This window comes from Rhizobium sp. SRDI943 (genome assembly GCF_057653695.1).
In genome coordinates this window covers 117,465-137,467 of the sequence record NZ_CM172787.1, presented here as the reverse complement: position 1 = coordinate 137,467, position 20,003 = coordinate 117,465, and the positions used below count along the sequence as shown (strand labels likewise).

The following is a 20,003-nucleotide window of genomic DNA, read 5'->3' as shown; positions in this document are numbered from 1 at the left end:
GAATGTTGACGTTTACGTCAAGGTTAGTATAGCTTCATTCGGCTTGAACCATTCAGGCAATGGCATAAGCTGCCGGACTGGAAGATGGAGGATCTTTCTGGTTATCTGCCGAATGATGTCGGCGCGGCGGCCGCAGGGGAGAGAGACAGATGAACAGCATTTCCGTCCATCCGAACGGCGCCAGGCCGGACAAGCCCTGGCTTGCCGCCTACCCCGATATCGTTCCGGCAGAGATTCCGCCGCTGGAATATGCCTCGCTTGCCGAACTGCTGGAAAAATCCTGCGCCCGTTATGCCGACCGGACCGCCTTTTCCAGCATGGGCAAGGGGATGCGCTACCGCGAACTGGAGAGCCAGACGCGCAAACTCGCCACCTGGCTGCAGAGCACCGGCCTTCAGAAGGGCGACCGCGTCGCTGTGATGATGCCGAACGTGCTGCAGAACCCGATTGCCACCTATGCCATCCTGCGCGCCGGCCTCGTGGTGGTGAACGTCAACCCGCTCTATACGCCGCGCGAACTCGAACACCAGTTGAAGGATTCCGGCGCCAAGGCGATCTTCGTGCTGGAGAATTTCGCACGCACGGTCGAGCAGGTCCTCAACAAGACGGATCTCCGCCATGTCGTCGTCACCTCGCTCGGGGAAATGCTGGGGCCGAAGGGGCTGATCGTCAATTTCGTCGTGCGCAAGGTGCAGAAGCTCGTTCCCTCCTGGTCGATCCCTCAGCACAAGAGCTTCGGCCAGGTGCTCCGTGAAGGTGCGGGAAAAAAGCTCCAGCCGGTCACGCTGACGGGCAGCGATATCGCTTTCCTGCAATATACCGGCGGCACGACGGGCGTTGCCAAGGGCGCGGTGCTGACGCATCAGAACCTGCTTGCCAACAAGGCGCAGCTGTCGCTCTGGCTTCGATCGGCCTTCGAGCGCAAGAAAGAGCCGGAGGTGCTGAATTTCCTCTGCGCCCTGCCGCTCTACCACATCTTTGCGCTGACGGTGAATTCGCTGATGGGCATGTCGCTCGGCGCCCACAATATCCTGATCGCCAATCCACGCGACATTCCCGGTCTCGTCAAGGAATTCGAAAAGTCGAAGGTGCATATCTTCCCCGGCCTCAACACGCTGTTCAATGCGCTGATGAACAATGCCGATTTCGCCAAGCTCGACTTCTCCTCGCTGATCATGTCGCTCGGCGGCGGCATGGCTGTGCAGCGCCCGGTCGCCGACCGCTGGCTGAAGATGACAGGCACGGCAGTGACAGAGGGGTACGGCCTTTCCGAGACATCGCCCGTTGCCACCGCCAACCGCTTCGATTCGCCCGAGTTCACCGGCACGATCGGGCTGCCGCTTCCCTCCACCGAACTCGACATCCGCGACGAAGCTGGCAATTCGCTACCGCTCGGCGACGTCGGCGAGATCTGCATCCGCGGGCCGCAGGTGATGGCCGGCTACTGGCAGAAGCCGGAGGAGACGGCGCGGGTGATGACCGATGACGGCTATTTCCGCTCGGGCGACATGGGCTTCATGGACGACCGCGGCTATACCAAGATCGTCGACCGCAAGAAGGACATGATCCTCGTCTCCGGCTTCAACGTCTATCCGAACGAGATCGAGGAAGTCGCCGCCATGCATGCCGGCATCCTCGAGGCCGCAGCCATCGGCGTGCCGGACGGACATTCCGGCGAGGCGGTCAAACTCTTCGTCGTCAGGAAGGATCCGAACCTGACGGAAGCCGAGGTGAAAGCCCATTGCATCGCCAACCTCACCAACTACAAGCGGCCGCGCTTCATCGAGTTCCGCACCGAGTTGCCGAAGTCGCCTGTTGGTAAGATCCTGCGCAAGGACCTGCGCGGCTGAATTCGACGATTTGATGAATTAGAGGCTTTCCTGAAGGGGCCATCCGCTTGCCGCGGGTGGCTTTTTTCCATTTCGACAGGTGGCTGAACTTGATTTGCGGGTGAGAAAGCGAATAGTTTCCGCAACCTTTCCGCCTCCAAAGGAGCCTCCCATGAACGCCATCGTCGAACAGCTGAAAAGCACCGCTGATGCCACCAAGGCAACCGATATCCGTGCCGCCTTCGCCACCGATTCGCAGCGCTTTTCGCGCTTTTCCGTCGCGCTTGACGACCTGCTGATGGATTTTTCCAAGACGGCGGTGAATGACGACATCCTCAAGCTCTTGGTGAAGCTCGCCGAAGACGGCGGCGTCGAGACGAAGCGCGAGGAAATGTTCTCCGGCAAGGCGATCAATTTCACCGAGGATCGCGCCGTTCTGCACACCGCGCTACGCAACCGCTCCAACACGCCGGTTCTAGTCGACGGCAAGGATGTCATGCCCGACGTCAATGCGGTGCTTGCCGCCATGGGCAAGTTTGCCGACGACGTCCGCTCCGGCACGCTGAAGGGTGCGACCGGCAAGGCGATCACCGATGTCGTCAATATCGGCATCGGCGGCTCGGATCTCGGCCCTGTGATGGCGACGCTGGCGCTTGCCCCCTTCCATGACGGTCCGCGCGCGCATTTCGTCTCCAATATCGACGGCGCCCATATCGCCGATATCCTGAAGCTGGTGCAGCCGGAAACGACGCTGTTCATCGTCGCCTCGAAGACCTTCACCACCGTCGAGACGATGACCAATGCGCAGACGGCGCGCAATTTCATCGCCAAGGCGCTCGGCGAAGCGGCCGTGCAGCACCACTTCGCCGCCGTCTCGACGGCGCTCGACAAGGTCGCCGCCTTCGGCATCGACAGCGCCCGCGTCTTCGGCTTCTGGGACTGGGTCGGCGGCCGTTACTCGATCTGGTCGGCGATCGGCCTGCCGCTGATGATCGCAGTCGGCCCTGAGAATTTCGGCAAGTTCCTCGACGGAGCCCACGCCGTCGACAATCATTTCCGTAAGGCGCCGATTACCGAAAACCTGCCTGTGCTGCTCGGCCTGATCGGCTTCTACCATCGCAATGTGCTGGGCTACCCCACCCGCGCCATCCTGCCCTACGACCAGCGCCTGTCGCGTTTCCCGGCCTATCTGCAGCAGCTCGACATGGAATCGAACGGCAAGGGCGTCACCATCGACGGCACGCCGGTCGAAGGCAATTCCGGCCCCGTCGTCTGGGGCGAGCCCGGCACCAACGGCCAGCACGCCTTCTACCAGCTCATCCATCAGGGCACGAGCATCATCCCCGCGGAGTTCATGATCGCTGCCAACGCCTTCGAGCCGGAGCTGCGCCACCAGCACCAGCTCTTGATCTCCAACGTTCTCGCCCAGTCGGAAGCGCTGATGAAAGGGCGCACCTTCGCAGAGGCCAAAAAGCAGCTGACCGACAAGGGCATGGACGACAAAAAGGCCGATTTCATCGCGCCGCACCGCGTCTTTAACGGCAACCGGCCGTCGATCACCTTCGTCTACGACAAGCTGACCCCTTATGCGCTCGGCCGGCTGATCGCGCTTTACGAACACCGCGTCTTCGTCGAAGGCGTGCTCTTCCGCATCAACTCCTTCGACCAGTGGGGCGTCGAGCTCGGCAAGGAACTGGCAACGGGTCTGCTGCCTGTCGTCGAAGGCAAGGAAAGTGCGGCCGCGCATGACTCTTCGACGCAGGGCCTGGTTGCGGCACTGGCGAAGCTGGCGAAGTAAGCGATCGAGATTGCCCCTCACCCTAACCTTGCCGGGGTCAAGCCACTCGTCTCGACCCGTCCTCCGGACCCCCGTTCTGACGGGGAGAGGTGACATGCCCTGCGAAAGGCGAGTGAGGAACGGAGAGGTCACGGCAAATTTCCTTCTCCCCGTCAGAACGGGGAGAAGGTGCCTGCAGGCGCGCTGACGCTGGCTCCAACCTTACAAATCAATCTCACGCGCCGGGGCGGATTGGCGCCAACATCGACATTGCCGCCGCAATGGCGAACTGATGGCGGTCGGCCTGGCACATCCCTTTTGATGGGGCCCACGGTGCGAAACCGGATGAACGTTCTCCTAATCAAAAAATTATAGAATGAATTCTTTCAATCCGTTGGAATCGCCCTAGATTCAAGCAAAATCTGTGCGGAAAATGCGCCGTTCGTTGTTCTTGTTGGCATCTGCACCCGGCGCTCGCGTCCGGGTCGGCTCTGTCGATGTCGGCGCCTTCACTGCATGGGGTCCCTGCCCAAGTTCGGGAGATGCCTCAAGACGCTCGTCACCCAGCGTTTTCATGGCCTATCTTCACCAAAGGAAGCTCATGAGCCGTCTTGTCGTCGTTTCCAATCGTGTTCCCATGCCGGCCAAAGATGGGAGCGCCGCTGCCGGCGGCCTGGCCGTCGCGCTGCAGGCAGCCCTGCAGGAGCGGGGCGGCATCTGGATGGGATGGTCGGGAGAATCGAGCGGGGACAGGGAACCTGGCCCGCTGTCACAGCTGCAGAAGGGCAACATCACCTATGCGCTGACCGATCTCACCGACACCGACGTCGAGGAATATTATCGCGGCTTCGCAAACCGGGTTCTCTGGCCCATCTGCCATTACCGCCTGGACCTCGCCGAATATGGCCGGAAGGAAATGGCCGGCTATTTCCGCGTCAACCGCTTCTTCGCCCACAGGTTGGCGCCGATGATCGAGCCGGACGACATCATCTGGGTTCATGATTACCACCTCATTCCGCTGGCGGCCGAACTGCGCCAAATGGGGCTGAAAAACCGGATCGGCTTCTTCCTGCACATTCCCTGGCCGCCGGCCGACATTCTCGTCACGATGCCCGTCCATGAGGAAATCATGCGCGGGCTCTCGCATTACGATCTCGTCGGCTTCCAGACCGACTACGACCTCCAGAACTTTGCCGGGTATCTCAGAAGGGAGGGAATTGGCGACGACCTCGGAAATGGATTGTTCGATTCCCATGGGCGGATATTCAAGGCCGGCGCCTATCCGATCGGGATCGAAACTGCTGCCTTCGCCGAATTCGCCGAGAGAGCCGCAAACAATATCATGGTACAGAAGACCCGGCGCAGCGTTGAAGGCCGGGACATGATCATCGGGGTCGACCGCCTCGATTATTCGAAGGGCATCATTCAGCGGCTGGAAGCGTTCGAAACCTTCCTCACCAGCAATCCTGCCTACCAGAACAAGGTCACCTATCTGCAGGTCACACCGAAATCGCGATCGGAAGTTCCCGAATACGAGCATATGCAGGGGATGGTCGCCGAACAGGCCGGCCGTGTCAACGGCGCCATCGGAACGGTCGACTGGGTGCCGATCCGCTATGTCAACCGATCGATCAGCCGCAACGTGCTTGCCGGCCTCTACCGGCTGGCGACGATCGGGCTGGTCACGCCGTTGCGCGACGGCATGAACCTCGTCGCCAAGGAATATGTCGCCGCCCAGGACCCGGATCGCCCGGGCGTATTGGTGCTATCGCGCTTCGCCGGTGCGGCTCGCGAGTTGAAGGGCGCACTGCTGGTCAATCCTTACGATGTCGAAGGCACTGCCAATGCCATCGCCAAGGGGCTTGCCATGTCGCTGGAGGAGCGCCGTGACCGCTGGAGCATGATGATGGAACATCTGCTAACCCACGACGTCTCACTTTGGTGCGAAAACTTCTTGGGGGATCTGGTGCTTGCTCCCGAGCTTCGACCGGAGCGTGACTCCCGGATAGGCTCCTGATCGATCGGTGCCGACCGGTCCGCGCATCCGACCCTTCGGGCCGACCCGTCCTTCGGATCCCGCTGGGGGAGAAGAGGGAATCGAGACGTTGCCGCGTATCTCTTCTCCCCTCGGGGAGAAGGTGCCGGAGGCGGATGAGGGGGCCGCACAGCACAACCCCTCATCACCGAACCCAGCAGGAGCGTTGGAAAGACCGGCTTCGCCGGCCCCCTCATCCGCCCTACGGGCACCTTTGCCAGGGTTGAGCCACCGGTCTCAACCCGTCCTTCGGACCCCCGCTGGGGAGAAGAGGGAATCGAGAGGTTCCGGCCTAAGCCTTAAAGCCCAATCTCACGAGCCCAGGGTGGATTGGCGCCGGCGCGGGAGACGGTGACGGCGGCGGCTTTGGCGCCGAGGGTCAGGGCGTTGCGCAGCGCCTTTTCGTCGAGCGAAGCGACCTGCGCCTTGGTCAGCAGATTATCCATCTTCAGCGACGCCAGGATGCCGGCATCGAAGGTATCGCCGGCGCCGACCGTGTCGACCACGGTGACGCGTTCGCTCGGCACCGTCACCTTGCGCTCCTTGGTATAACCGGAAGCGCCTTCCGCGCCCTTGGTGATGACGACGAGCTTGGCGCCGTGGTTCAGCCAATGGGCGGCGAGCGCATCATGGTCGCCCTGCAGGCCGAACCATTCGAGATCCTCATCGGAGAATTTGACGATGTCGGCTTTGCCGGCCATGCGCTTGATGCGGGCCATATGCGACGGCTTGTCCTTGATGAAACCGGGACGGATATTCGGATCGAGCGAGATGACGCGGCTTGCGGCTTCGCGGTCGAGCAAGGCTTCGTAGGTTTCGCCGCAGGGGCTCGGAATCAGGCTGATTGCGCCGAAATGCAGCGCCTCGCAATCATCGCCGAGATCGGGCAGGTCGGCCGTGGTGATCATCCGGCCGGCCGTGCCCTCGTCGTAGAAGGCATAGGTCGCCTGGCCGTTGACCAGCTTGACGAAGGCGATCGTCGAGGGACGCGACGTGATGGCGCATGGGCTGTAATCGACATTGCTCGCCTTCAGCGTCTCAAGCAGGATTTCGCCCATCATGTCATCGGCGATGCCGGTGAAGAAGGCGGTCGGGATACCGAGGCGGCCGAGCGCGATTGCGGTGTTGAAGATTGCGCCGCCGGCATAGGGCGCAAAGCCCTTTTCGCCCAGCGTCGTGTCCCTCGGCAGCATGTCGATCAAGGCTTCGCCGCAGCACAAAATCATCGTATTCCTCCAACAGCACTTATGTGTTCATCAACCGATTAAGCGAGCTTTTGTCAACTAGCTAGAGCGAAAGCTCACTCACCCCGCCATTCCTTCCCGACCAGGCGAGCGGCGCATCGAGGAAGGCCTCGACTTCCGAGAGCGTCTTGTCGTCGAAGAGCTTCTGCTCCTTGGCAACGGCCAGAACATTACGCCAGGTGGCGATGTGATGCAGCCTGACCTTGCCGTCGGCAAAGCGCTGTTCGCCGAATATGCCGTAGAAGAACAGCGCGATGCCGTGATCGACGATGCCGCCAGCGGCACGGACGGCATCGATGAACTTGAACATGCTGCCGCCTGCTGTCGTCAGGTCTTCGATGACGAGCACGCGCGACCCTTCCGGCATATTGCCTTCGATCTGGGCATTGCGGCCATGGCCCTTCGGCTGCTTGCGGACATAGATCATCGGCAGGCCGAGACGATCGGCAAGCAGGGCGGCGAAGGGAATGCCGGCGGTCTCGCCGCCGGCGATGCAATCGAACTGCTCGAAGCCGGCATCGCGCAACAGGATGCTGGCGGCGAAATCCATCACCGTCGAGCGGATGCGCGGGAAGGAGAGCAGCTTGCGGCAATCGATATAGACCGGGCTCGCCATGCCGGAGGAGAGTTTATAGGGCTGGGCGGCATTGAAATGCACCGCCTTGATTTCCCAGAGCATCTTGGCCAGCAATTCAGCCATCACGGCGCGGTCGGGAAATGTGGTCTGGATCATGCGGCTCTCCTTCGGCTTGGATCCTTGCGGGAATAGCAGCAAGAGCCCGACGTTTCCAGACGAAAGGCGGGGCTATTGCAGCAGACTGCCGATATCAACGATCTGCATCTTCTTGAACAGGGCGATCGCCTGGGCGCCCTCCTCCGCATCCAGCGAAACGGCATAACGCACGGCGGCGGCAAGCAACTGCATCGTCAGCCGGGCGATCACGAGCAACTCCCTGCGGTCGCGATCCGGCCATAGACGGATAAGCACGGCGAGAAATGCCTGGGCATGAAATTCCATGTCCACGGCATCGACCTGTTGCAGCAGCTTGTCGGTATGGGTCGCATGCCAGATGTCGCGCATGACAGGCTCGCGGCGGAAGAAGGCGTAATATTCGTCGACGATATTAGCGAGCGCGCCCTGCAGGGCCGCAGCGTCGGTCACCTTCGCCAGCTCCTCTTCGACACACCGCCTGCCCTCTTCGTTGAAGCGCTCGGCCAATGTGCGGATGATCGAGGTCTTGTCGGGGAAATATTGGTAGAGGGCGCCGAAGGAAAGGCCGGCCTTTTCGACGATCTCGCTCATCTTCAGGCCGTCGCTGCCATGGCTTTCGATCAGCTCGGCGGCCACGGTGAGGATCTTTTCGAAGCGCTCGCGGCCACGCTGCTGGCTGGGGATGCGGCGCAGCTGGCCGGTAGACTCCTGCTGGCGCCTGCGCGTTGCGACCGGCTGTTCCGACATGCTCTTTCCTTTTTCCACGTTGACAAACAAAATAAGAGAGATTATCTCATTTTGCAAATGAGAGAGTTTCTCTTGTTTGAAAGTTTGGGAGGAGTTTTGACATGCAGACTTCCGAAATCGTCCTCGTTGGTGGATCGGGAAAGACCGGCAGCCGCATCATCAAGCGTCTGGAAGCGCGCGGCCTCACCGTTCGTGCGGCATCACGCTCCAGCGCACGGCCCTTCGACTGGGAGGACAGGTCGACCTGGCGCGGCGCGCTTGAGGGCGCATCGAGCGCCTATGTCGCCTTCCAGCCGGACCTTTCCGTCGCCTGGGCGGCGGAAGCGATCGAAGCGCTCGCCAGGGTCGCTGTGGAATGCGGCCTTGAGCATATCGTGCTGCTTTCCGGCCGCGGCGAAGAGGGCGCGCAGCGAAGCGAAGCGGCGCTGAAAGCTTCCGGCATAAACACCACCATCCTGCGCGCCTCCTGGTTCTGCCAGAACTTCAGCGAGGGCGCCTTTGTCGAGCAGATCATTGGCGGCCGGCTGCAATTGCCGGCAGGCGAGATCAGCGAACCTTTCATCGATGCCGACGCCATCGCCGATGCCGCCGTCGCCGCCTTGACCGATCCCGGCCATCGCAACAAGACTTACGAACTGACCGGCCCGCGGGCGCTGACATTCCGTCAGGCGGTCGCCGAGATCGCCCAGGCCGCCGGGCGGCCGATCGAATATGAGCAGGTGTCGATGGCGGATTTCACCGGCGGGCTTGCGGATGCCGGCCTGCCGCAGGGCCTGATCGATCTTCTGGAGGAGCTTTTCAGCCAGGTGCTCGATGGGCGCAATTCCGGCACCATGGGCGGTGTCGCCGAAATTCTCGGCCGTCCCGCCACCGATTTCAGCGAATGTGCCCGCCGGACCGCGGCAACCGGACTATGGAGCGCCTGACCATGCAGATCTTTCTCACCCTTTTCCTCGTGGCCGCGGCGATCGGCAGCGGCCTCGTCGCCGGCATCTTCTTTGCCTTCTCGACCTTCATCATGACCGCCTTCTCGCGGATCCCGGCGGAGCAAGGCATTGCGGCGATGAACTCGATCAACGTGACGATCGTCCGCTCGCCCTTCATGGGCCTCTTCGTGCCGACGGCGATCCTCTGCCTCGTCATCGCCGTGCTCGCCCTGATCGACTGGCGCGGCGGGGCATCCTTTCTGATGCTGGCGGGTGCAGCTCTCTACATCTTCGCCTCTTTCCTCTCGACCATCATCTTCAACGTGCCGATGAACGATGCGCTGGCAAAGGTCGGCGGCAATGGGCCGGAAGCGGTTCAGCTCTGGGCCACCTATGTCAGGGACTGGACGCGGTGGAACCATGTGCGGACCATCGCCTCGCTACTCGCCTCGGTCGCCTTCGTGCGGGCGTTGATGATCGTCTGAATGGTTGCTTCCCGGCGATCCAACGCGCCTTTCAGGAATCGGGTGGTTGGCCCCGGGCGGGCATGCGATGTTGGGCAATCGCCGCGAAAGGACCGTCATGTTTACGCTTCACGATTATCTGCCGTCGCAAAATGGCTGGAAGGTCCGGGTTTTGCTCGGCCTGCTCGACATGCCCTACCGCAGTCGCATGGTATCGATCTTCGAGGGCGAGAACCGCACCGAGACGTTCCTGGAACTCAATCCGGTGGGCGCCATCCCGGTTCTCGAACTCGACGATGGTCGTGCGATCGCCGAATCCAATGCGATCCTCACTTTTCTTGCCGAGGGCACGCGCTTCCTGCCGTCAGATCACTATCTGCGCGCCAAGGTCATGCAATGGCTGTTCTTCGAACAGTATCATGTCGAGCCGGTCATCGGCTCGCTGCGCTTCTGGACGTTGACGGGACGGCTGGAGCGTAACCAGAGCATGGTCGCGGGCAAGCGCGAAGCCGCAGCCCGCGCGCTTGCCGCCATCGATCGCAGCCTCAGCGACAGCCTGTTTCTTGTCGGCCAGCAGCTGACGATCGCGGATATCGCGGTTTACGCCTATAGCCACCGGGCCGAGGATTGCGGCTTTTCTCTCGCAGCCTATTCCGCCTTCGCCGCCTGGTCCGGTCGCGTTCGGGATGCCATCGGCGCCGATCATCCGGTCTATCCCTATAGTATGGACCCACATTCGGCCGGCTAAGACAAAGTCCTACTCGTTCCGGCTATTTGCCAGCATCCCGGGTGCGGAACGCGCGCCAGGCTGAGATCACAGCGAGCAACAAGAACAGCCCTGCCAAACCAGCCCACAGAGAGCCGCCTTGCGTTAGATTGTCACCGTCGGGAGTGAGGCAACTGGATAGGGCTTGCGATATGCAACCTCGGAACTTCCAGTACCTTTCATAGAATAACCATCCGAAAAAAATCGACAGAAACGTTAGGACGAAGACTGGAAGGTATTTCATTTTGCTCCTCTCGGCAGGCATGCCCGCGACCCACGGCGCCGTCCCGCGCCAGCGCCCCGGAGCGCCGGCATTCAAGAGAGCCTCATCCTGAGGTGCCCCGCAAGGGGCCTCGAAGGACGAGGCGGGCGTTCCGGCGTCGGATCTATGCAGGAAGCAGTGTTGCCGCATATCCTTCGAGGCTTCGCCCTGCGGGCTGCGCACCTCAGGATGAGGTACGTTGGAGGGTGCCGCGGCTCCCTCTTCTCCCCGCTGGGGAGAAGAGACATGTGGCAGCGCCTTGCGTCTCTCCTTAGCCGGAGCGTGACTAAAGACGAGTTGGCCGGCTACTTCTGCTCGCAAAAGGCGATGCGGTTGCTGAAGGGGTCGGTGACGGTCATCTCCAGTCCCCACGGCGCTTGCTCGACGCCGGGCTTCATGTAGCGGTAGTCCTTGCCTGAGAGCTCGGCGTGATAGGCCCGCACATTGGCGACGCGGACGAAGGCCTTGGCGCCGGGGCTGGCGTCGCCGGAATGTTCGCTGAGGTGCAGCGCCATGCCGTCGCGCGAGACCTGGCAATAGAGTGGGAAGTTTTCGCCGAAACGGTGCTCCCAATCGAGATGGAAGCCGAGAAAGCCGCAATAGAACTCCATGGCCTTTTCGACAGAGAAGATGCGGAAGATCGGCATCGGCGGCTCGATGCCGATGGCAGAGGGGTTAGCCCCCGCCGCATCGATCTTTGCCGAGAGGATATTCCACTGATCGAGCCCGAACTGCCGGGCGACGATTTCGAGCGTCTCGCTGTGGGTGAGCGAAATGTCGCGGTCGGCAAGGGCCTGCCGCAATGTCTTTGCCATGAGCTTGGCATCGCGAAAATCGCGCATGATGTCATCCTTCCGTTGGCGGCAAACAGGAAGATCAGTGCCCGCGTCTGCTGACCCGTTCGCCATCGATCGCCAAACGGCAAGGGATGTGAAGGATGTTGTCTGGATGCATTCACCTTAACGCAGAAGCGTCGCGGGGCGGCTGGCCGCATCCGGCCGAGGGCGATAATATGAGAGGGTCGGTCAGGAATCAAGACGCGGTGCGTGTTGCCTCGACGGGAACCGCCTTGAGGTAGCTGGCAAGCTCGACCCGGTTGCGGCCGGCGCGCTTGGCGACATAGAGCGCCTTGTCGGCGGCACTCAGCATGGTGTCGAAATCCAAGCTCTTCGAACGGCCGGGGGCGACGCCGACGCTGACCGTGCATGTCAGCACCTCGTCGTCGATATGGATCTCGCGCGCCTCGAACGCCCGGCGGATGCGCTCGGCCGTCAGTTCCGCCCGGCCGGGCATGATCTCCTTCAGCACCAGCACGAATTCCTCGCCTCCGAGCCGGGCAGCGGTGTCGCCGGTGCGGCAATGCGCCGAAAGTTCGCCGGAAAAGACATTGAGCACGCGGTCGCCGGCGGCATGGCCGAAGCGATCGTTGACGGATTTGAAATGGTCGATATCGAAGACGATGACGGCCGTCGTCGTTCCCATCGGGCGCGTGCCGTATTGGTCGAAGAGGGCCCGGCGGTTGAGCAGGCCGGTCAGCGGATCGGTGATCGCATCGAGGCGATGGCGGGCAGCGAGCCGCCATTGATGCAGCGCCAGCGACAGCGCGCCGATCCCGGTCATGCCGGCGATGCAGACGGCAAGGCTCAGGTCTTCGGCCCAGTTGCTGGGGGCTTTGCCGAGCACCAGCTTGCCGTCTGAAATCAGCACCGCGGCGCAGAGAACGAAGGAGATCGCCGTCAACGTATAGAGCACTGTGATGCCGAGGAGCGGCGCCGGTGCTTCGGCACGGGCGAGCCAGTATTGCCGGGCGGTGGCAAAGAGCAAAAGGGCGATGGCGAGATTGTCGGCGATGAAGGCCATGCCGTCATAGCCTGACAGCATCGGCACGACGGAGAAGACCATCGCCGCAAGCGCGCGGATCGCGATGGCGGGGAGAGACACCCGGCCGGTGAGGAATTGTTTGCCGGCGCCCCAGATGGTGGCAAAACCGGCATGAAACAGCACGAAATTGGCGACGCCGAGCCATGTCTCCGGCGTATCGACATAGGCGCTATAGACAAAAATGCCGCTGACGACGAGGACAAGGCCGACGGTGGCGGTGAGCAACACGGTTTCCGAGCGACGGACAAGCCAGCTGCCCATCAGCGTCACCGCAAGGCAGGCCGCGGAGACGCCGAGCGCCAACAGGAGGGAGTTATAGTCAAGCATCATGCTTTTCAGTCTCCGCAGCTATTGTCGCTTCGAATGGCAGCTTATGGGTCCGCGAGGAGGAATGTCTTATGCATCCGTTAACAAATGATGCACCGCACAATACAAATGTTACGCGTTTAACGTCGCGCCGAAGTTTAAGATGAATATTCTATTTAAAATTGAAATCCGAAAGCTTACGCCTGCTGTACCACCTGCCAATGCAGGGGAAACATCGGATCGAACACCGTCACGGGACCGGCGCCGGTTTCAATCCTCGCGGGAAAGACGACCGGGTCGGCCTGTCTCGCCAGGGTGATGCGCTCCTCGTTCGGCTGAAGCCCGTACCAGGCCGGCCCGTTCAGCGACACGAAGGCTTCGAGCCGCTCCAGAGCGCCCTCCTGCTCGAAGACATGGGCGAGGCAGCTCATCGTATTGACCGAGGTATAGATGCCGGCGCAGCCGCAGGCGCATTCCTTCAGCGGATCGACATGCGGGGCGGAATCCGTGCCGAGGAAGAAGCGGGCATCACCGCTGACGGCCGCCGCACGCAAGGCCAGCCGGTGGTTTTCGCGCTTGGCGACGGGCAGGCAGTAATAGTGCGGGCGGATGCCGCCGACGAGGATGGCGTTGCGGTTGATGATCAGATGGTGGGTGGTGATCGAACCGGCGAGATTGCCCTTGGCCGTCTTGATGTAATCGACGCCATCGGATGTCGTCACATGCTCCATCGTCACCTTCAGCTCCGGCAGGCGCTGGCGCAGCGGATCGAGCACGGTTTCGATGAAGACGGCCTCGCGATCGAAGATATCGACCTCCGGCGTCGTCACCTCGCCATGGACGCAGAGCGGCAGGCCGATCTTTGCCATGCGCTCCAACACCGGCATCGCCTTTTCCATATCGCGGACGCCGCCATGCGAATTGGTCGTGGCGCCGGCGGGATAAAGCTTGACGGCGGTGATGAGGCCGCTGTTCTTCCCCTCCTCGACGTCATCGGGGCTGGTATGTTCGGTCAGATAAAGCGTCATCAGCGGCTGGAAGCGATGGCCATCAGGCAAGGCCTTGAGGATACGTTCGCGATAGGCCTTGGCGTCAGCTGACGTGACGACCGGCGGCACGAGATTGGGCATGATGATGGCGCGGGCGAAGGTGCGGCTCGTATCGGCGATCACGCCCTCCAGCATGGCGCCGTCGCGCAGATGCAGGTGCCAGTCATCAGGACGGCGGATGGTGATCGATTGCATGGCAGGCCTCCGAAGCGATGCGTCTGCCGTCTCGATAACACTAAAGCGCGCCGCATTGAAATTGAATCATGCGACGCGCTTTAGCTCTTTTTTCCTGCGTGTCGCGCGGTATTACGCCAGCGCGATCTCCAGCGTCACATCGGCCGGGCGGCGGTTTTCGAGGATCAGCCGGCCGTTCGGCAGGTCGTTGCCGTAGACCTTGGCGTTGGCGGCCTCCTCGGTCAGGTTGTAACCGCGCCAGCGGGCCCAGAGTCGCTCTTCGAGCACCTCGATCGGCGGCGCCAGCATGATCGAAAAATCGAAGACGCCTTCGAGTTCGGCCCATTTGCCCAGCGAAAACAGCAAATAATTGCCCTCGACGATGATGAAGCGATGATCGGGGGAAACGGGGCGGGCCGAGGCGATGGCGAGTTCGCGGGAACGGTCGAAGACCGGCACCAGAACCTCCTGATCGGCCAGCCTGACGGCGCGGATGATATCGAGGAAACCGCGGACATCGAAGGTCTCGGGGATCCCCTTGCGCGCCAGCAGGCCGCGTTCGATCAGGATGGCGTTGTCCATGTGGAAGCCATCCATCGGCAGGACTTCGGCACTTTCGCCCTTGGCCTTCAGCGCTTCCGCCAGATTGTCGGCCATGGTCGATTTGCCGGCACCCGGCGGTCCGGCGATGGCGACCAGGAAACGCTTGGAATGGCCGGCGCGGTCAAGCACCTCGCCGGCGATTTCATCGATGCGTGCATTCATGCGGCGACGGGCTCCGTCGGCACCGCCTTGGCGCCGGTCATGAAGGCGACGGCGTCGGACATGGTGTATTCCTTCGGATCGATCACCGTCAGCCGCCGGCCGAGACGGTGGATATGGATCCGGTCGGCCACCTCGAAGACATGCGGCATGTTGTGGGAGATCAGCACGATCGGCAGGCCGCGGGCGCGCACGTCGAGGATCAGTTCCAGCACGCGGCGGCTTTCCTTGACGCCAAGCGCGGCCGTCGGTTCGTCCATGATGATGACCTTCGAACCGAAGGCGGCGGCGCGAGCGACCGCGACACCCTGGCGCTGACCGCCGGAGAGCGTTTCCACCGCCTGATTGATGTTCTGGATGGTCATCAGGCCGAGTTCGGACAGCTTGTTGCGCGCCAGCTTTTCCATGGCCGGCCGGTCGAGCATGCGGAACATCGAGCCGAGCACGCCCGGTTTGCGGATCTCGCGGCCGAGGAACATGTTGTCGGCGATCGACAGCGCCGGCGACAAAGCAAGATTCTGATAGACGGTCTCGATGCCGGCGTCGCGCGCCTCCATCGGCGAGCGGAACTGCACCTGCCGGCCTTCGAGGGTAATCACCCCCTCGTCCGGGGTAACCGCGCCCGATATTGCCTTGATGAGCGAGGATTTGCCGGCGCCGTTATCGCCGATGACGGCGAGGATTTCACCCGGATAGAGGTCGAAATCGGCATTGTCGAGCGCGGTCACGCGTCCATAACGCTTGACGAGACCGCGGGCGGTGAGAAGGGGTTCGCGAGCCATGATTACACCGAAACCTTTCTGATCCACTGATCGATGGCGACGGCGGCGATGATCAGCACGCCTGTCAAAAGGACTTTCCATTGCGGGTCGGCGCCGAGCATGTTGAGACCCATCGAGACGACGCCGACGATCATCGCACCGAAGAGCGTGCCGAGAATGGAGCCGCGGCCGCCGAACAGCGAGATGCCGCCGATCACAGTCGCGGTGATTGCCTGGAGGTTAAAATCGGTGACGGCCGAGGACGGCGAGATCGAGCCGTTGCGGCCGATCGAGACCCAGGCGGCCAAGCCGGCAATGACGCCTGATATGGCGTAAACGGTCAGCAGCACCTTTTTGGTCTGAATGCCGGAGAGCTTGGCCGCCTCCGGATCGTCGCCGACGGCATAGACATGCCGGCCCCAGGCGGTGTGATTGAGGACATACCAGAGCACCACGACGAGCAGCACCATGGCGATGACGCCAAGGGTCAGCACGGCGCTGCCGAGCTTGAAGCTCACGGCGAAAAGATGAAGCAGCGGCGCCTTTTCGTCGACGTCGGTGTCGCGGATCGTCTCATTGGCGGAATAGATGAAATTCGTCGCCATGACGATGTTCCAGGTGCCGAGCGTGACGATGAAGGGCGGCAGCTTCATGTAGGCGACGAGGAAGCCGTTCAGCAATCCGCAAAGGCCGCCGACAAGCATGCCGGCTGCGACCGCGATCGGCGTCGGTATGCCGTAGGTGATGGCGACATTGCCCATGATGACCGCCGAGATCACCATGATGACGCCGATCGAAAGATCGATGCCGGCGGTCAGGATGACCAGCGTCTGGGCGGCGCCGAGAATACCGACGATGGCGATCTGCTGCAGGATGAGCGTCAGCGTATAGGACGAGAAGAACCGTCCGCCGATGGTGATCCCGAAGATGACGATCGCCAGCACCAGCACGATCAGCGGCACGGCGGCCGGCGTCGAGTGCAGAAAATGCTGCGCGCGCTTGATCAGCGAGACTTTCTCGTGCTCGAAGGAGGCAACGCTCTTGTCGCTGCCGTCGAGGACACGTTCGAATTCCTGTGTTCCGGTCATGGTTCCTCCTCCGCATCCGCGCGCCGAACTCGCGCGGGGGCCGTCACCGATATCCATCCGGTCTTTGATTAGCCGGTTCGTGAGGCGACGGCACATCGTCCGTCGAAAACGGCCGGGGATCAAGCCCCGGCCGGTCTGCTTTCAACAATCAGGGCTCAGCCCCAGCACTTGTCCGTGCCTTCCTTGGTGTCGATCGACTTGACGCCGGAAACCGGCTTGTCGGTGACGAGCGAGACGCCGGTGTCGTAGAAGGACTTGCCTTCGGTCGGCTTCGGCTTTTCACCGCTGTCGGCGAACTTCTTGATCGCTTCGACGCCAAGGGCTGCCATCATCAGCGGATACTGCTGCGAGGTAGCGCCGATGACGCCTTCCTTGACCGACTTCACGCCCGGGCAACCGCCGTCGACCGAGACGATCAGCACGTTCTTTTCCATGCCGACGGCCTTCAGCGCCTGATAGGCGCCGACAGCGGCCGGCTCGTTGATCGTGTGGATGACGTTGATGCTCGGATCCTTCTGCAGAAGGTTTTCCATGGCCTTGCGGCCGCCTTCTTCATTGCCGTTGGTCACGTCATGACCGACGATACGAGCATCGTCCTCGTCGCCGATCTTGTTCGGGTCCTTCGGATCGATGCCGAAGCCCATCATGAAGCCCTGGTCGCGCAGAACGTCGACCGTCGGCTGCGACGGGGTCAGGTCGAGGAAGCCGACCTTGGCATCCTTGGCCTTGTCGCCCATCGTTTCCTTGGCCCACTGGCCGATCAGCTTGCCGGCGAGCAGGTTGTCGGTGGCGAAGGTGGCGTCGGCGGCATCGGCCGGCTCGAGCGGCGTGTCGAGCGCGATGACCAGCAGGCCGGCATCACGGGCCTTCTTGACCGAAGACACGATGCCCTTGGTGTCGGAAGCAGCAATCAGGATGCCCTTTGCGCCGTCGGCAATGCAGCTTTCGATCGCGGCCACCTGGCTTTCGCTGTCACCGTCGACCTTGCCGGCATAGGACTTCAGCGAGACGCCGAGTTCCTTGGCCTTGGCGGTCGCACCTTCCTTCATCTTGACGAAGAAGGGGTTGGTGTCGGTCTTGGTGATGAGGCAGGCAGCAACGTCAGCCGCCATAACAGGAGCGGAAAAGGTGACACCAAGCGCGAGCGCGCCGAAAGCGAGAACAGATTTCTTCATGGAACTCCTCCCAGAGTTTGCCGGCGCCGCCCCTGCGGGGCCGGAAGCTTAAGATATGACACTTCGCCGTGGATCGCTAATGCCTCCCAGCGGTCCCGTGCCCTTGACGACGGCAATTAAGAGCGAAAAGAAATCGGCTTGTCAATAAATAAATCCAATTGAATTATTAATTCGATGTGGCATGCTCCATCGAATTCGGGCATAGGCCAACGATCGGGAGGAGCGGCCATGTCGACCTTGGATGGACCGGAACACACGCCGGTCCCGCCACCAATTCTGAATCCGGCCGGAGGTGCGAACCAGGTCAGGGTGCGAGCCTATAACGAACGGCTCGTGCTGTCGCTGGTGCGTCTCTACGGCACGCTGTCGAAGGCCGATATCGCGCGTCGCAGCGGACTGTCGGCGCAGACCGTCTCCGTCATCATGCGGGTGCTGGAAAAGGAAGGGCTGCTGTCGCGCGGGGAACCGGTGCGCGGCCGTGTCGGCCAGCCGTCGATCCCGATGCATATCAATCCCGATGCCGTCTATTCCTTCGGCCTGAAGATGGGCCGGCGCAGCGCCGATCTGGTGCTGATGGATTTCGTCGGCCGCATCCGCATGCAGTTGCACCGGACCTATGCCTATCCGCTGCCGGATGAAATCCTCGCCTTCGTCACCTCGGGCATCCGGGAGCTGGAAGACCGGCTCGACGACAAGCAACGTAGCCGCATCGCCGGCCTCGGCATCGCCGCCCCTTTCGAGCTCTGGAACTGGGCCGAAGAGGTGGGTGCGCCGCCAGGCGCCATGGAGGTCTGGCGCGACGTCGACCTGCAGGCCGACATCGCCGCCCGCGTCTCCCATCCGGTCTTCATGCAGAACGATGCGACCAGCGCCTGCGGCGCCGAACTGGTCTTCGGCGTCGGACCGTCCTACCCGGATTTCGTCTATTTCTTCATCGGCTCCTTCATCGGCGGTGGAATCGTCTTGAATTCGGCGATCTTTTCCGGCCGCACCGGCACGGCGGGCGCGATCGGGCCGCTGCCGGTGCGCGGCAAGAACGGCGAGACGATGCAGCTGCTCGAAATCGCCTCGATCTTCGTGCTCGAAAACATGCTGCGCGAGCGCGGCATCGATCCCGAGCCGCTCTGGTATTCGGCCGACGGCTGGGTGGATTTCGGCGAGCCGATGGAAGCCTGGATCCAGGACAGCGCCAAGGCGCTGGCGCAGGCGATCGTTGCCGCCGCCTCGATCGTCGATTTCAGCGCGGCTGTGATCGACGGCGGCTTTCCCGATTGGGTGCGCAGCCGGGTGGTGCAGGCCACGATCGACGAAGCCGCCAAGCTCGACCTGCAGGGCGTCGTCATGCCCGAAATCATCGAGGGCGCGGTCGGCGCGCAGGCGCGCGCCATCGGCGGCGCCAGCCTGCCGATCTTTGCGCGTTACCTCACCGACCAGAACGTACTCTTCAAGGAGGTAGACCATGCTGAAAGGACTTGACCCGCTGCTGAGCCCGGAGCTGCTTTTGACGCTTCGCGCCATGGGTCACGGCGACGAGATCGCCATCGTCGACGGCAATTATCCGGGCGTCGAACATGCCCGCCGGCTGATCCGGCTCGACGGCCACCACCTCATCCCGGTCCTCAATGCCGTGCTCAGCGTGCTGCCGATCGACGACTTCGTGGCGGAAGCGATCTTCCGCTCGACCGTCAAGGCCGAGCGCGACAAGCTCGACCCCGTGCATGAGGAGATGATCGACTGCTGCGCCCGCCACGAGCCGCACCGGCAGGTGGTGCCGCTGATCGGCCAGGATTTCTACGGAAGGGTGAAGACCGCCCATGCGTTGATCCAGACTGGCGAGCCCAGGCTCTATGCGAACATCATCCTGCGCAAGGGCGTGATCTATCCGAAAGAGCCGGGCACCCATGCCGCGGCCGGAGTCGATCCGTTCGTCTATTAGAATAATTCCGGCAAAAGTGCACAGCGGTTTGGTCGTCGGTAAGCATTGGCTTTCGGTCCTGCTGAAGGTCAGTCTTTCGCCATTCGTTCGATGGATGTTATGGTGCGGC

18 protein-coding genes are annotated in these 20,003 nt (G+C 62.0%); 8 read left to right on the top strand and 10 right to left on the bottom strand.

From position 1 onward, the window contains the following. Positions 1 to 149 precede the first annotated feature (149 nt). The 3 genes from AC245Y_RS00710 (at position 150) to otsA (ending at position 5,623) form a co-directional block, all read left to right on the top strand. The gene (locus AC245Y_RS00710) at positions 150 to 1,850 is read left to right on the top strand and encodes a long-chain fatty acid--CoA ligase (protein WP_017995924.1); all 1,701 of its coding nucleotides are present in this window, start codon (positions 150 to 152) and stop codon (positions 1,848 to 1,850) included. A 151-nt stretch (positions 1,851 to 2,001) separates the two neighbouring features. Then, positions 2,002 to 3,627, top strand: a complete 1,626-nt coding sequence (gene pgi, locus AC245Y_RS00705; RefSeq protein WP_026157562.1) for a glucose-6-phosphate isomerase — start codon at positions 2,002 to 2,004, stop codon at positions 3,625 to 3,627. A gap of 580 nt (positions 3,628 to 4,207) precedes the next feature. Next, complete coding sequence (gene otsA / locus AC245Y_RS00700) at positions 4,208 to 5,623, top strand: alpha,alpha-trehalose-phosphate synthase (UDP-forming) (protein ID WP_012755875.1); 1,416 nt, start codon at positions 4,208 to 4,210, stop codon at positions 5,621 to 5,623. A 317-nt stretch (positions 5,624 to 5,940) separates the two neighbouring features. Here the strand turns inward: otsA and AC245Y_RS00695 are convergent, their stop codons facing one another. The 3 genes from AC245Y_RS00695 to AC245Y_RS00685 all read right to left on the bottom strand — a co-directional run bounded on the left by AC245Y_RS00695 (position 5,941) and on the right by AC245Y_RS00685 (position 8,344). Further along, positions 5,941 to 6,867 carry a carbohydrate kinase family protein gene (locus AC245Y_RS00695; RefSeq protein ID WP_017995920.1) on the bottom strand — a complete coding sequence of 309 codons (927 nt, stop codon included), beginning with the start codon at positions 6,865 to 6,867 and terminating at the stop codon, positions 5,941 to 5,943. 61 nt (positions 6,868 to 6,928) lie between these two features. Continuing rightward, the gene (locus tag AC245Y_RS00690) at positions 6,929 to 7,618 is read right to left on the bottom strand and encodes an orotate phosphoribosyltransferase (RefSeq protein WP_012755871.1); all 690 of its coding nucleotides are present in this window, start codon (positions 7,616 to 7,618) and stop codon (positions 6,929 to 6,931) included. 72 nt (positions 7,619 to 7,690) lie between these two features. Then, a complete protein-coding gene (locus AC245Y_RS00685) occupies positions 7,691 to 8,344 on the bottom strand; it encodes a TetR/AcrR family transcriptional regulator (protein WP_012755870.1) in 654 nt (217 codons plus the stop codon). A 101-nt stretch (positions 8,345 to 8,445) separates the two neighbouring features. On the opposite strand from AC245Y_RS00685, the gene AC245Y_RS00680 reads away from it, so the two are divergent. The 3 genes from AC245Y_RS00680 (at position 8,446) to AC245Y_RS00670 (ending at position 10,482) form a co-directional block, all read left to right on the top strand. Next, positions 8,446 to 9,270, top strand: a complete 825-nt coding sequence (locus AC245Y_RS00680) for an NmrA family NAD(P)-binding protein (RefSeq protein WP_017995919.1) — start codon at positions 8,446 to 8,448, stop codon at positions 9,268 to 9,270. 2 nt (positions 9,271 to 9,272) lie between these two features. After that, positions 9,273 to 9,755, top strand: coding sequence for an anthrone oxygenase family protein (locus AC245Y_RS00675; protein WP_012755868.1), 483 nt, complete (start codon positions 9,273 to 9,275; stop codon positions 9,753 to 9,755). Between the two features lie 97 nt (positions 9,756 to 9,852). Then, positions 9,853 to 10,482: a glutathione S-transferase family protein gene (locus tag AC245Y_RS00670; RefSeq protein WP_026157561.1), complete on the top strand. Its 630-nt coding sequence runs from the start codon at positions 9,853 to 9,855 to the stop codon at positions 10,480 to 10,482. A 585-nt stretch (positions 10,483 to 11,067) separates the two neighbouring features. Here AC245Y_RS00670 and AC245Y_RS00665 read toward each other — a convergent pair. The 7 genes from AC245Y_RS00665 to AC245Y_RS00635 all read right to left on the bottom strand — a co-directional run bounded on the left by AC245Y_RS00665 (position 11,068) and on the right by AC245Y_RS00635 (position 17,958). Beyond that, on the bottom strand, positions 11,068 to 11,604 hold the full coding sequence (locus AC245Y_RS00665; protein WP_017995915.1) for a glyoxalase superfamily protein: 537 nt from the start codon (positions 11,602 to 11,604) through the stop codon (positions 11,068 to 11,070). 190 nt (positions 11,605 to 11,794) lie between these two features. Next, positions 11,795 to 12,973: a GGDEF domain-containing protein gene (locus tag AC245Y_RS00660; RefSeq protein ID WP_017995914.1), complete on the bottom strand. Its 1,179-nt coding sequence runs from the start codon at positions 12,971 to 12,973 to the stop codon at positions 11,795 to 11,797. Positions 12,974 to 13,146: 173 nt separating this feature from the next. Further along, positions 13,147 to 14,193: a dihydroorotase gene (pyrC, locus tag AC245Y_RS00655; RefSeq protein WP_012755863.1), complete on the bottom strand. Its 1,047-nt coding sequence runs from the start codon at positions 14,191 to 14,193 to the stop codon at positions 13,147 to 13,149. Positions 14,194 to 14,304: 111 nt separating this feature from the next. Next, the gene (locus AC245Y_RS00650; protein WP_012755862.1) at positions 14,305 to 14,937 is read right to left on the bottom strand and encodes a nucleoside triphosphate hydrolase; all 633 of its coding nucleotides are present in this window, start codon (positions 14,935 to 14,937) and stop codon (positions 14,305 to 14,307) included. Further along, positions 14,934 to 15,716, bottom strand: a complete 783-nt coding sequence (locus AC245Y_RS00645) for an ATP-binding cassette domain-containing protein (RefSeq protein ID WP_003556145.1) — start codon at positions 15,714 to 15,716, stop codon at positions 14,934 to 14,936. Before AC245Y_RS00645 ends, AC245Y_RS00650 begins: the two co-directional genes overlap by 4 nt. 2 nt (positions 15,717 to 15,718) lie before the next feature. Next, positions 15,719 to 16,783, bottom strand: a complete 1,065-nt coding sequence (locus AC245Y_RS00640; protein WP_020487064.1) for an ABC transporter permease — start codon at positions 16,781 to 16,783, stop codon at positions 15,719 to 15,721. Between the two features lie 155 nt (positions 16,784 to 16,938). After that, positions 16,939 to 17,958, bottom strand: a complete 1,020-nt coding sequence (locus tag AC245Y_RS00635; RefSeq protein WP_003556143.1) for a sugar ABC transporter substrate-binding protein — start codon at positions 17,956 to 17,958, stop codon at positions 16,939 to 16,941. 228 nt (positions 17,959 to 18,186) lie between these two features. On the opposite strand from AC245Y_RS00635, the gene AC245Y_RS00630 reads away from it, so the two are divergent. Together AC245Y_RS00630 and AC245Y_RS00625 are read left to right on the top strand one after the other, a co-directional pair. Then, on the top strand, positions 18,187 to 19,434 hold the full coding sequence (locus tag AC245Y_RS00630; protein WP_012755860.1) for an ROK family transcriptional regulator: 1,248 nt from the start codon (positions 18,187 to 18,189) through the stop codon (positions 19,432 to 19,434). Continuing rightward, the gene (locus AC245Y_RS00625) at positions 19,418 to 19,894 is read left to right on the top strand and encodes an RbsD/FucU family protein (RefSeq protein ID WP_012755859.1); all 477 of its coding nucleotides are present in this window, start codon (positions 19,418 to 19,420) and stop codon (positions 19,892 to 19,894) included. The genes AC245Y_RS00630 and AC245Y_RS00625 overlap by 17 nt, the downstream gene beginning before the upstream one ends. Positions 19,895 to 20,003 lie beyond the last annotated feature (109 nt).